This window comes from Amycolatopsis samaneae (assembly GCF_039541975.1).
Classification (GTDB): Bacteria; Actinomycetota; Actinomycetes; order Mycobacteriales; family Pseudonocardiaceae; genus Amycolatopsis; species Amycolatopsis samaneae.
Genome location: NZ_BAABHG010000027.1, coordinates 19,831 through 31,519 on the forward strand (window position 1 = coordinate 19,831; position 11,689 = coordinate 31,519).

At 71.4% G+C, this 11,689-nt stretch carries 12 protein-coding genes; 5 read left to right on the plus strand and 7 right to left on the minus strand.

What is annotated here, in order from left to right; genetic code table 11:
* Positions 1-59: 59 nt before the first annotated feature.
* Complete coding sequence (locus ABD987_RS42490) at positions 60-1,583, minus strand: benzoate-CoA ligase family protein (RefSeq protein WP_345408313.1); 1,524 nt, start codon at positions 1,581-1,583, stop codon at positions 60-62.
* Positions 1,580-2,341: a creatininase family protein gene (locus tag ABD987_RS42495; RefSeq protein ID WP_345408315.1), complete on the minus strand. Its 762-nt coding sequence runs from the start codon at positions 2,339-2,341 to the stop codon at positions 1,580-1,582. Before ABD987_RS42495 ends, ABD987_RS42490 begins: the two co-directional genes overlap by 4 nt.
* Positions 2,342-2,389: 48 nt before the next feature.
* Between ABD987_RS42495 and ABD987_RS42500 the strand changes: the two genes are divergently transcribed.
* The 4 genes from ABD987_RS42500 (at position 2,390) to ABD987_RS42515 (ending at position 6,450) form a co-directional block, all read left to right on the plus strand.
* A complete protein-coding gene (locus ABD987_RS42500) occupies positions 2,390-3,205 on the plus strand; it encodes a PaaX family transcriptional regulator (protein WP_345408317.1) in 816 nt (271 codons plus the stop codon).
* On the plus strand, positions 3,202-3,999 hold the full coding sequence (locus ABD987_RS42505) for a tryptophan 2,3-dioxygenase (protein WP_345408319.1): 798 nt from the start codon (positions 3,202-3,204) through the stop codon (positions 3,997-3,999). Before ABD987_RS42500 ends, ABD987_RS42505 begins: the two co-directional genes overlap by 4 nt.
* Positions 3,996-5,192: a kynureninase gene (locus ABD987_RS42510; protein WP_345408321.1), complete on the plus strand. Its 1,197-nt coding sequence runs from the start codon at positions 3,996-3,998 to the stop codon at positions 5,190-5,192. Before ABD987_RS42505 ends, ABD987_RS42510 begins: the two co-directional genes overlap by 4 nt.
* A 187-nt stretch (positions 5,193-5,379) precedes the next feature.
* A complete protein-coding gene (locus ABD987_RS42515) occupies positions 5,380-6,450 on the plus strand; it encodes a Glu/Leu/Phe/Val dehydrogenase dimerization domain-containing protein (RefSeq protein ID WP_345408323.1) in 1,071 nt (356 codons plus the stop codon).
* 161 nt (positions 6,451-6,611) lie between these two features.
* Here ABD987_RS42515 and ABD987_RS42520 read toward each other — a convergent pair whose 3' ends face one another.
* The 4 genes from ABD987_RS42520 to ABD987_RS42535 form a co-directional block, all read right to left on the minus strand.
* Entirely contained in the window at positions 6,612-6,800 is a 189-nt protein-coding gene (locus ABD987_RS42520) for a DUF5302 domain-containing protein (protein WP_345408325.1), read from the minus strand.
* A gap of 90 nt (positions 6,801-6,890) precedes the next feature.
* The gene (locus ABD987_RS42525) at positions 6,891-7,856 is read right to left on the minus strand and encodes a winged helix-turn-helix transcriptional regulator (protein WP_345408327.1); all 966 of its coding nucleotides are present in this window, start codon (positions 7,854-7,856) and stop codon (positions 6,891-6,893) included.
* Between the two features lie 850 nt (positions 7,857-8,706).
* Positions 8,707-9,171: a hypothetical protein gene (locus ABD987_RS42530; protein ID WP_345408329.1), complete on the minus strand. Its 465-nt coding sequence runs from the start codon at positions 9,169-9,171 to the stop codon at positions 8,707-8,709.
* A 123-nt stretch (positions 9,172-9,294) separates the two neighbouring features.
* Positions 9,295-10,170 (minus strand): alpha/beta fold hydrolase, encoded by an 876-nt coding sequence (locus tag ABD987_RS42535; RefSeq protein WP_345408331.1) that lies wholly within the window; start codon positions 10,168-10,170, stop codon positions 9,295-9,297.
* Between the two features lie 66 nt (positions 10,171-10,236).
* On the opposite strand from ABD987_RS42535, the gene ABD987_RS42540 reads away from it, so the two are divergent.
* Positions 10,237-10,962, plus strand: coding sequence for a TetR/AcrR family transcriptional regulator (locus ABD987_RS42540; protein WP_345408333.1), 726 nt, complete (start codon positions 10,237-10,239; stop codon positions 10,960-10,962).
* Between the two features lie 12 nt (positions 10,963-10,974).
* Here the strand turns inward: ABD987_RS42540 and ABD987_RS42545 are convergent, their stop codons facing one another.
* Positions 10,975-11,619 (minus strand): TetR/AcrR family transcriptional regulator, encoded by a 645-nt coding sequence (locus ABD987_RS42545; RefSeq protein ID WP_345408335.1) that lies wholly within the window; start codon positions 11,617-11,619, stop codon positions 10,975-10,977.
* Between the last annotated feature and the right edge of the window lie 70 nt (positions 11,620-11,689).

Genomic DNA, 11,689 nt, shown 5'->3' on the forward strand with positions numbered 1-11,689 from the left:
CGAGACTGTGTTGAATCCCTTTCGGCGCATGATATCCATGGTTCGCTCGCAAGCTTCGCTCACGAAGCCGCCGTACGCAGTGCTCGCCGGTCGAGCTTTCCGTTGGCGGTACGGGGAAGTTCGGTCACGAACACGACCTCTCGTGGATACTTGTGCCTGGCCAGCCGCGCGCGGGCGAAGTCCTGGATCTCCCGCTCCGTCACCCGCGCGCCCGGCCGCGCGACGACGCAGGCGCGCGAGACGACGAGCCCGTCCACCGGGCGCCCGAACACCGCGCAGTCGACGACGTCCGGATGCCCGAGCAGGCAGTCCTCGATCTCGCCGGGGGCGACGAAGACCCCGCCGACCTTGAGCAGGTCGTCCGCGCGGCCGTGGTGGTGGTAGAAACCGCTGGCGTCGCGGCTGAACAGATCGCCGGAGGTCAGTGTGTCGCCGTCGAAGGTCCGCGCGGACTTCTCCGCGTCGCCGTGGTACTCCAGCGCGATCGTCGGCCCGGTGATCCGCAGCGGCCCGATTTCCCCGTCCGGCAACGGTTTCCCGCTCTCGTCGACGACCTGCGCGGTGTAGCCGGGCACCTCCCTGCCCAGGCTGCCGTGCCGGGCCTCGCCCGGCCGGTTGGACAGGTAGATGTGATACGCCTCCGAGGAGCCGATGCCGTCCACCACCGGGACGCCGAAGGTCGCGTCCCATCTGCGGTGCAGCTCCGGGGGCAGCGCCTCGCCCGCCGAGGTGGTCAGGCGCAGGCAGCTCAGGTCCTGCCGCGCCGCCGCCGGGTGCGCGATCATCGCGCTCATCATCGTCGGCACGTTGACCAGCACGCTCGGCCGGTGCCGCGCGATCAGCTCGAAGATCAGGTCCGCCGTGGTGCGCTCGGGAAAGGCGATCCCCGCGGCGCCGACGCCGAACGGGAACAACGCGACGAGATCACGCGCGTAGCCGAAGAAAAGCTTGGGGACGGCGAGAATCCGGTCGTCCGCGCGCAGGCCGAGCACGCCGAGCGCGTAGCGTTCGAAGCTCTCCATGGGACTGCGCAGCGGGTGCACGCAGGCCTTGGGGGAACCGGTGCTGCCGGTGGTGAACTTCCAGATCCCGATGTCGTCCCTGGTGGTCGGCGCGGCGTCGAGCTCGTCGGGCGCCTCGGCCGCGAGTGTCCGCAGTGGACGTTCGCCCGGCCGCAGTTCGTCCGCCGGGACATCGGTGACCAGCAGGTTCCGCGCTCCCGCCGCGCGCAGCGCGGGCAGGGTGACCGCGTCCGCGAGCACCGCCACCGCCTCGGTGTAGCCCAGGTAGTAGGCGTAGTCCTTGGGCTGCAGGAACGGGTAGACCTCCGCGGTCACCGCGCCGATCTTCTGCGCGGCGTACCAGCTCGCGACGAACTCCTCGCCGTCGCCGAGCGCGAGCAGCACCCGCTGTCCACTTCGGACTCCGGCGTCGCGCAGGACGTGACCGACGCGGTTGGTCAGCTTCGCCAGTTCGGCGTAGCTGATCGCCCGTTCCCCGGTGTACAGCGCCGTTCGCGCCCCGCGTCCTTCGGCGACGTGGCGGTCGAGGAAGTACGTCGCGAGATTGACCGGCTCACTCATCGAACCCCCAGCTCCCGGATCGCTTCCACGAGCATGTCCGTCAGTACGCCGAAGGTGGCTTCGCCCTCCTCGGCGGTCGCTTCGGCCGGTGCGCCGCAGTACGCCTCGGACATGCCCAGCTGCCGGAAGTCCGTGTCGGGCGCGGCCGCCGCCAGCGTCACGGGCACGTGCGGCAGCGTCCGCATCACCGGCGTGTCGACGAGTTCGGGCCGGTCGGCCAGCACCAGCGAGGTCTCGTAGCGTCCGGCGTGGCATTCGCCGCCGCGGAACTCGTCGGTGAGCCGCTGGGCGTGGCGGCGGCGCACCAGGTCGAGATGCGCGACCCGCCCGCCGAGCCCGGTGTTCAGTGTTTCGACCGCGCGGCGCAGTGTCGTCAGGTGCGCGGGCTCGAAGTGGTTGTTCACCAGCAGGATCCGGGGCAGGCCCTGGCCGATCAGCGCCGTCCCGACGTCGACGAGCAGCGCGTGCAGCGTCTCCTCGCCGATGTGGAGGCCACCGGCGAACCCGGCGGCGAACCGGGTCACGCCATAGGGCAGCGCCGGGAGGATCAACACGCGTACCTCGGGATCGTCGGCGAGCCGCGCGGCCGCGCGGACACACATTCCGCGCGAGATCAGTGGATCCGTGCCCAGCGGCGCGTGCGGGCCGTGCGGCTCGATCGCGCCGAGGGGGAGTAGCAGCACCGGCGTGCGCGCGCCGGGCGGTGGCGTGGCCAGCTCGGCCACCTGGCGGGACGTGAGATCCGCGAAGAACGTCACGAGAATCAACCTACACCGCAGCGCCCTGAGGTGTATAGAGTTGCGGTCGTGGTCGCCGAGGGATTCGAGCCCAGCCCCCAGGAGCTGGTCATCACGCTGCTGGGCAGCTACGCGCACCCGCGCGAGACCCGGCGGATCTGGTCCGGCGGGCTCGTCGCGCTGCTGGCCGAGCTGGGGTTCTCCGACGGCGCGGCCCGGATCGCGCTGGCCAGGCTCGCACGCCGTGACCTGCTCGCGCGGCACCGCGAGGGACGGCACGTCCACTACTCGCTGACCGCCCGCACCGTCGCGCTGCTGGCCGACGGTGACCGGCGGATCTTCTCCCTCGGCCGCCGCGAACGCCCGGCCGGGACCTGGACGGTGCTGTGGCAGAACATCCCGGAGAACCGGCGGCCCGCCAGGGAGCGGCTGGTCCGGCGGCTGCGGTTCCTCGGCTTCGGTCCCTACACCGACGGCACCTGGATCGCCCCGCACGACCGCGAGGCCGAGGTGCTCGCGCTGCTCGCGGAACTCGACGTCACCGAGCACGCCGGGCTCTTCCTCGGGCGGCCGTCGGCGGGGCTGGACGTCCGCCGTTTCGCCGGGCGGGCCTGGGATCTCGACGAGCTGTCGGCGCGCTACGACACCTTCGTCGAGGAGTACGGCGGGTACGCGCCCGGGGAGCTGGGCGATCCCGAGGCCTTCGAGGTGCGGACCCGGCTGGTGCACACCTTCCGCGCGTTCCCCGCGCTCGACCCGGAACTGCCCGCGGACCTGGTGCCCGCGCCGCGGTGCCGGGCGGCCGCGGTCGAGTTGTTCCACGATCTGTACACGACGCTGGCCCCGGCGGCCCAGCGCCACTTCGACAAGGCGGTTGACCCGTGAGCAAAACCGACCCGACAGGCACCCGGCAGGCACTGAGCTACGCCTCCTACCTGGCGCTGGACGAACTCCTGGACGCGCAGCGGCCCCGTTCGGACGAACACGACGAGCTGCTGTTCATCGTGATCCACCAAGTCTACGAGCTGTGGTTCAAGCAGCTGCTGCACGAGACGCGTTACCTCCAGGAAAACCTCGAAGCGGGCCGGACGGCGCACGCGACCCGCACGCTGCGGCGCATCCTCACCGTGCTCAAGGTGGTCGTCGAGCAGATCGACGTGCTGGAGACGATGACGCCGAGCCAGTTCAGCAGCTTCCGCGCCCGGCTCGACGCGTCCAGCGGCTTCCAGTCGGCCCAGTTCCGCGAGCTGGAAGCCGTTCTCGGCCGGCGGGACGAACGTGTCCTAACGCACTATCCGGAGGATTCCGCACAGCGGAAACGCATCGTCGACGCCATGAGCAGGCCCTCCCTGTTCGACTCCTTCCTCACCTATCTGGCGGAAAGCGGTTACTCGTTGCCGCGCCGCGCGGACGTCACTCGACCGGTGGAGCCCTCGCCCGACCTGCAGGCGGTACTGCTGAAGGTGTACCGCGACGACGGCGGTCAATCAGTGGTCGCCGAGCACATGGTCGACCTGGACGAAGGGATGCAGGAGTGGCGGTACCGGCACGTGAAGATGGTCGAACGCACCATCGGAGACAAGACCGGGACTGGTGGGTCCTCTGGCGCGACCTACCTGCGGAGTACCTTGTTCCGTCCGATGTTCCCGGATCTCTGGGCAGTCCGGAGCCAACTGTGAACACCATCGACGACATCCGCACCAGTCCCAACGCGCTTTCCGGGCACTACAGCCGTTTCGCGGTGTCCGATCGGCTTCTGCTGACGGGACATTCGCACCAGGCGTGGCCGGACGTGGCCGAGGAGGGGCTGCTCGAAGCCTTCACCGACGCGGCCCGCGACGTCGACGCCAAATGGGACCGGGCGTTCGCGAAGGCCGACGAACTGCGCGCGGGATTCCGGGTACTGCTCGGCGACCGGCACGGCGAGTTCGCGCTCGGGGCCAGCACGCACGACCTCGTGCTCCGCTTCCTGTCCGCGGTGGACCTGCCCCGGCGGCCCCGGCTGGTGACCACCGACGGCGAGTTCCACACCCTGCGCCGTCAGCTCGCCCGGCTGGCGGAGGAGGGCGTCGAGGTGGTCCGCGTCCCGGTCGAGCCGGTCACCACGCTCGCCGAGCGCCTCGCGGACCGGGTCGACGGCGGGACCGCCGCGGTGCTGGTCTCGGCCGTGCTGTTCGAGACCTCGCGGCTCGTGCCCGGTCTCGCCCACCTCGCCGACGTGTGCCGCGGCCGCTCGGTCGAACTCGTCGTCGACGCCTACCACGCGCTCGGCGTCGTCCCGTTCTCGCTGCACGACCTCGGGCTGACCAACGCCTGGGTGCTCGGCGGCGGCTACAAGTACCTCCAGCTCGGCGAGGGCAACTGTTTCCTGCGGTTGCCCGCGCACGCGCAGGAACTGCGGCCGGTGATCACCGGCTGGTACGCCGAGTTCGGCGCGCTCGCCGACGAGCGCCGGCCGGGCGAGGTCGCCTACGCGCCGGGCAGTGACCGCTTCGCCGGCTCCACCTACGACCCGACCAGCCACTACCGGGGCGCGCGGGTGCAGCGGTTCTTCACCGAACAGGGCCTGACCCCGCGGTTCCTTCGCGAGGTGTCACAGCACCAGGTGGGGGTGCTCGCGAGCCGTTTCGACGAGCTGAACCTGGCCGAGGACGTCGTCACCCGCGACCGCGAGACCCCGCTGGACATGATCGGCGGCTTCCTGTCCCTGCGCTGCCGCGACGCCGCGGGGCTCCAGGTCGCGCTCGCCGAACGCGGGGTGCGCACCGACGCGCGCGGCCCCCACCTCCGCTTCGGCCCCGCGCCGTACCTGTCGGACCTGCAGCTCGAAACGGCGATGGCGACGCTGGGCGAGGTCGTCCGCGGCCGGTGACCGTGTGGTCTTCCCGACCTCGTCGCGCCCACAACCCGGGACCAGCCTTGGCCGAGGATCGAGCCGGGCTCTAGGTTGACGGTGAGGCACCGGCCGAGGGGCGATCCCCATCGGCCGGTGCCTCGGATCACCGTACGAGCGCGCACGAGCCACCCGCCGTGCGCGGGCTGACAAGGGAGTCACCACCGTGACCGAAGGAGTGTTCGGCCGGAACACCGGCCATGAACAAGTCGTGTTCTGCCACGACCAGGCCAGCGGCCTGAAGGCCATCATCGGCATCTACTCGACCGCGCTGGGCCCCGCGCTCGGCGGCACCCGCTTCTATCCCTACGCGTCGGAGGACGCCGCGCTCGCGGACGTCCTCGCGCTGTCGAAGGGGATGGCCTACAAGAACGCGCTGGCCGGGCTCGACCTCGGCGGCGGGAAGGCCGTGATCATCGGCGACCCCGCGACGCTGAAGTCGGAGGCACTTCTGCGGGCCTTCGGGCGGTTCGTGCAGTCGCTCGGCGGCCGCTACATCACCGCCTGCGACGTCGGCACCTACGTGCAGGACATGGACGTCGTGGCCCGCGAGTCGCGGTTCGTCACCGGCCGGTCCCCGGAGGACGGCGGCGCGGGCGACTCGTCCGTGCTCACCGCTTTCGGGGTGTACCAGGGCATGCGTGCCTCCGCCGAGCAGGTCTGGGGCGTGCCGGAGCTGACCGGGCGCCGCGTCGGCGTCGCGGGTGTCGGCAAGGTGGGGCACATCCTCGTCGGGCACCTGGTCGAGGCCGGCGCGCACGTGGTGGTCTCCGACGTGTCCGCCGCTGCGCTGGACCGGGTGCGTGCCGCGTACCCCGGCGTCGAGGTCGTGTCCGATGTGGACACCCTGCTCCGGTCCGAACTGGACGTCTTCGCGCCGTGCGCGCTGGGCGGGGTGCTGAACGACGAGACCGTCGCCGTGCTGCGGGCGCGGATCGTGTGCGGCGCGGCGAACAACCAGCTCGCGCACCCCGGGGTGGACAAGCTGCTCGACGACCGCGGCATCCTGTTCGCGCCGGACTACCTCGTCAACGCCGGCGGGGTGATCCAGGTCGACGACGAGCGGCACGGGTTCGACTTCGCGCGGGCCAAGCGCAAGACGACGGCGATCTTCGACACCACGAAGGCCGTGTACGCGCTCGCGAAGTCCGAAGGCGTGCCGCCGGCCACGGCGGCGGACCGGCTGGCCGAACGGCGCATGGCCGACGTCGGCCGCCTGCGCGGAATCCTGCTCTGACAAGAAAAGGCTGGGTTGGCCACGGCCAACCCAGCCTTTCCGCGCGACCAAGGCCCGAGGTGACCACGGCTGACCCGGCCACAAGGTCGACAAGTGCGCGTAGCGCGCGAGGAGACTTTATGGTCGAGCGCGGGCCGCCAGGCCCGCGCTCGATGAACAAGTCAGCCGCTCTTGCGGCGGAACTGGCGCTTGTTCGCCGCCGGGCCGTGCGCGTGCTGGTTCTTCGGGCCGCCGTTCTCGTGGGACGCTCCCGACCGCGCGTGGGCCTGCTTGCGCTCCAGTGCCTCGCGGAACCTGCGTTTGACGTCGTCCTCCTCGCCGCTCTGCTGCGACGGTTCCGGTTCAGCCATGCTTACCTCCGAGGTTACGACGTGTGACAGTCCCCAGCCTGTCAGGTACGCACCGCGTTGGCGAGCCGATTTCGCCGGGCGTCAGGAGGATCACCGGTCCGGCGCCGCGGTCCGGACCGGGCCGCCGAACCGGATCCGGTCGCGGGCCAGCGGACGGCCGCACTGCTCGCACAGCAGCGTCGGCAGCAGCCGGTTCCCGCATTCGCTGTGGTACAGCGTGAGGTCCGCGTCCTGGCCGGGGTGCTCGAAGCCGCGCGCCCACTCCACGATGAACGCCAGCGCGGGGAAGAACGCGAGCCCCTTCGAGGTGAGCCGGTAGGCGCGCGCGTCGGCGCGGGTCGCGGCCGTCTCGGTGCGCAGCACGCCGACCTCGACCAGCCTGCTGAGCCGGGCCGACAGCACACTCGGGCCGATGCCGAGCTCGCGTTCGAACTCCGAGAAGTGCCGGGCGCCGAGCATCGCGGCGGAGACCAGCCCGGTGGACCACCGGTCCCCGAGCAGTTCCATGCTGTCCGGGAAGAACATCACCGGGTCGTGCGCGACCGGCTCGGCGTCCTTGCGGCGGAAGCGTTTCGACGGCGTCGCCGCGCTCACGCGAGCGGTGGTGAGCCGCTTCGCGGTGGTGTCGCGCGCGTCGACCCGGCGGCCGCAGGCGCCGCAGCCCAGCGGCGCCGACGTGGTCAGGCCGCAGTCGAGGTGGATCAGCGTGGGCAGGTTCTCGCGGCGGCCCGGGATCCATTCGCGTTCCCACGCCCAGATCGAGATGGCCAGCGACCAGAGGTCGAGGCCGCGTTCGGACAGCCGGTACTCGTGCCGGGTCCGGTTGGTGTCGCGGTACGGGGTGCGGAGCAGGACCCCGTTCTCCACCAGCGCGCGCAGCCGCCCGGACAGCGCGGTCGGGGAGATGCCCAGGCGCAGCCGGAGCTGCTCGTACCGCCGGAAGCGCAGGAAGACGCCCTGCAGGATGAGCAGTGTCCACTGGTCGCCGAGCAGTTCGAGTGCTCGGCGGACCGACTCTCCTGCCGGTCGGACACGGTGTGCGGTCGCTTCGGTCACCTGGACCCCTCTTTCCGTCGTGGCCCCAGCTTAGCTGACTACACCCAAAGAAGCCTATTGACAGCTGGGTACACAAATCATAGTCTCGTCCCCGTCAGCCCGCACCGCAGGGGGAGAGCCCGATGGTCAGCACTTCCGCACAGTCGTCGACAGTGGCCAGGACGGCGCCGGACGCTCAGCGAGCCGAACAGTCCATTCCGTGTCCGCATGGAGTCGAAGCACTGGGTGAGGCCCAGGTCGCCAAGGTCGGCAGGGCGCCTCGCCGGGTCGCAGCCTGGCGTGCCCACGCGCCGGCCACGGGGCGGCGGTGGAGAGCGGCTCGCTACCAGAACGGTAGCCAGGTTTGGATCCTGGGCTTGGCGCCCGCAGGCCTCGCGTCCGCGGAGCGCACGCCCGGGGTTCCCCGGTAAGACCCCTTTCCCGACCGCGCATCCGGCAGGACCGGGAGTCGGACAGGAAAGGCCGGCGGAGACCGGAGCAAAGCATGGAAGGGCACACGTCGCCCTGTGGCGTGTGGGGGCCGTGCTGTGCTCTCCGCCGGAAACCCCGCCGCACCGATCGCCACGCGATTCGGTGCGGCGGGCCCGGCGCGAACCGGTGTTCCCGCTCGTCAGAGGGGTACGGACGGGAATACCGGTCAGCGCCGTGGTGTCGGTGGCCGGGTTCGTTCTCGCGTGGGGGGAGAGCGAGCCCGGCTACCGGCACAGGCCGGGGATCGTGGACGGTTGGGGAGTAGTCGATGGTTTCTTGTCTGTAGCCAGTGGTCGGCCTGGCTGCACGATGTCCGTGGTGTGGTGGCTACTTTCCGTAGTTGACGCTCCGGCTATGAGCGCCCCTCGGAGGGTCGCGGTCAGTGCGCCGGATTGCCGGGCAGTACCGGCGTGCCCGCGGCGGACCGGGTCCGCGGTTCCGGACTCGGGCGGGGAGCGGGGACGTCGGCGGCGAGAAGGTGTGTCCGGGCGGTGCGCACCGCCCGGACGAGGAAGCCGCCGAGAAGACCCGCCCCCAGCGCGGCGCCGAGAACCAGCGCGGCGCGGCCGGCGGTGGCGTCGAACACGAGCTGCCCGGCGCGTCCGAGGACGAACCCGGAATACACGGCCCAGGCGATCGACGCGGTCCTCGCGGCGGCGGTGACCGAGGTGGCGGCGGCGACCACGAGGATCACCGGGACGAGCGCGGCCAGCGCGTAGCCGGGACGCGCCGTCGCGCCGGCGAGTTCGGCGGCGAGCACGGCGACCACCGAAGCCACACAGCCGAGCGGGAAGCCGAAACCGCCGGGAAGCCACCTTTCGCGCGTGGTTGCCCTGTTCCTCATCCGCCCAGTGCAGTGCACCGGGGGCCGGCCGGGGAGACCCGCTGCCGGGATCCGTACGGACCCGTCCGGCATCTTGACGGTTCCTTGACCTGCGGCGACGGACCTTCGGGAACGCGGGGAGGGTCAGCCGTCCGCGCGGGCGGCCGTCCGTACGACGACGTCGGCGATTTCGGGCCACAGGCCCCGCGGCAGGTCGTGCCCCATTCCGGGCAGGACCACGAGTTCGGCGTCCGGGACCGCGTCGGCGGTCGCCTTGCCGCCGCTCACGTCGATCAGCGGGTCGGCGTCGCCGTGGATGACCGCGAACGGTAGCCGGACCTCGCGCAGCCGCTCCGTGCGGTCGCCGGAGGCGAGCATCGCCGCGGTCTGCCGCAGCGTGCCCTCGGGATGCACCGCGCGGTCGTACTGCGCCGCCGCCTTCGCCCGCAGGTACTCCTCCGTCGCCGGATAGCCGGGCGAGCCGAGGGCACGGAACGCGGCGGCCCCCTCCTCGATCGCCTGCGCACGCGTCGTGGCGGGCGGGCGCGTCAGCACGGCCAGCGCGGCGGGCTCGGCCCGGCCGACCGCGGGGTCGCCGGTCGTGGACATGATCGAGGTGACGCTCAGCAGCCGGTCCGGGTGGTCGATCGCGAGCTGCTGCACGATCATCCCGCCCATCGACGCGCCCACCACGTGGGCCTTCGCGAAGCCGAGCGCGTCGAAGAGGCCGACGGCGTCGGCGGCCATGTCCGAAAGCAGGTAGGGCACGGTCGCGAGGTTCCCCGACAGCAGCGCGGCGAGATCGGGGGCGGGAAGATGGTCGAGGTAGGTGGACAACCCGATGTCGCGGTTGTCGAACCGCACCACGTGGAATCGCCGCGCGGCCAGCTGCTCGCACAGCCCGGTGTCCCAGGTGATCAGCTGGGCGCCGAGCCCCATGACGAGGACCAGCGGTGGATCCCCGGGATCCCCGAAGGTCTCGTATTCCAGTTCGAGTTCGTTGGCCTGTGCGCGTGGCATGCCACGATCCTGCCCGAATTCCCCGCGCCGGCACCACCGGGACGAAGGGCCGATAACGTACTCCCCATGTCATCGTCCCCGGGAACGGGCAACCGGCCGCGGTCGAGGGCCGCCGCGGGGCTGCCGGCGGTCACTGCGGAGCGGATCGTCGACGCCGCGCTGAGACTGACGGCGGAACGGGGACTCGACAGCTGGACCCTGCGCCAGCTCGCGGGCGAGGTCGACGCCTACCCCGCGGTCGTCTATCACCATGTGGGGGACCGCGACGCCGTCGTCGACGCGGTGATCGACCGGGTCGTCGGGGAGCTGACGCTGCCCTCGGACACGCTGCCCTGGCGGGCGTGGTTCGCCGCGCTGCTCACCGAGCTGCGCGCGGTGCTGCGGCGCTACCCGGGTTCGGCGCGGCGGCTCGCGCTGTACGGGCCGTCGGTGAGCGCCGCGACCCGTACGATCGACGCGGGCATCCGGGTCCTGCTGGCGGCCGGGTTCCGCGGGGAAAGCCCGCTCGCCTACAACCTGTTGCTCACCAACGCCTGTCAGTTCGTGGCGATGGAGGACGAACGGGACGGTGACGCCGAAGCGGGGGCGAGCCTGACCGTGGAGTACGCCGCCTACCGCGATCGTGCCGACCTGCCGGGCATGGCCGCGCACGGCCGCGCGATGCACGAACTGGTTTCGGATCCCGCCAAGGCCGCCGGGTACTTCGCCCGGCTCTACGACTACGCCGTCGAACGATGCCTCGACGGACTGGCCTACCGGCTCACCCAGCTGGAATCCGGGGCACGGAACTGACGCCGGTTCCGTTCAGCCGGTCCTCGGGTGACCGGCCGGGTGCCCCTGGATCACCGGGAAGACCTCGCCGACCAGGGTGACCAGCGACTTGCTGAGCAGCGTGTGGACCTGTGGCCGGTCGAGGGAGCCGCGGACCAGCCATTCCCGGCCGGCGGCCTTGACCATGCCGCCGAACGCGCGGACCAGCGCGTTCAGTTCGGGCCCGTGCGCGCTTTCGCGGGACAGTCCGACGGCCTCCAGCACCCGGTCGGCGGACTCCTGGTCGGCCTCCTCCAGGATCCGCTCGACCTCCAGGTCCCGGCCGATGCCCTCGGGCGCGATCGCGGCCAGCCACATCCGCTCCTGGCTGGTGACCATGTCGAGGAACCAGTCGATCGCCACGTCGGCACGCAGTTCCAGCGGCCCGTCCGGCAGGATCTCCACCGCCAGCCTCGGCACGGTGAGCGCCCTCCTGATGATTTCCAGGTACAGCTCGCGTTTCGTGCCGAAGTAGTGGTTGATCAGTCCCCGCGCCACCCCGGCCGCCGCCGCGATGTCCGAAGTGGACACCGCGGAGTAGGGACGTTCACCGAACAGCCGCGCCGCGCAGGTGTAGATCTGTTCCTTCCGCGCGTCCGGTTCCAGTCTGCGCCATCGCGGGGCCGGGTCGGTGGTCATGCTCCCCATCGTCGCATGATCGGTTCAGTTGTGACGGCCGAAAGGCCCGATGTCGCCGAAGTCGTCACCC

Coding starts and splice junctions, on each gene's coding strand:
- ABD987_RS42530 (WP_345408329.1), bottom strand. CDS start 9,171: ATGAGGAACAGGGCAACCACGCGCGAAAGGTGGCTTCCCGGCGGTTTC.
- ABD987_RS42490 (WP_345408313.1), bottom strand. CDS start 1,583: ATGAGTGAGCCGGTCAATCTCGCGACGTACTTCCTCGACCGCCACGTC.
- ABD987_RS42520 (WP_345408325.1), bottom strand. CDS start 6,800: ATGGCTGAACCGGAACCGTCGCAGCAGAGCGGCGAGGAGGACGACGTC.
- ABD987_RS42535 (WP_345408331.1), bottom strand. CDS start 10,170: ATGCCACGCGCACAGGCCAACGAACTCGAACTGGAATACGAGACCTTC.
- ABD987_RS42545 (WP_345408335.1), bottom strand. CDS start 11,619: ATGACCACCGACCCGGCCCCGCGATGGCGCAGACTGGAACCGGACGCG.
- ABD987_RS42540 (WP_345408333.1), top strand. CDS start 10,237: ATGTCATCGTCCCCGGGAACGGGCAACCGGCCGCGGTCGAGGGCCGCC.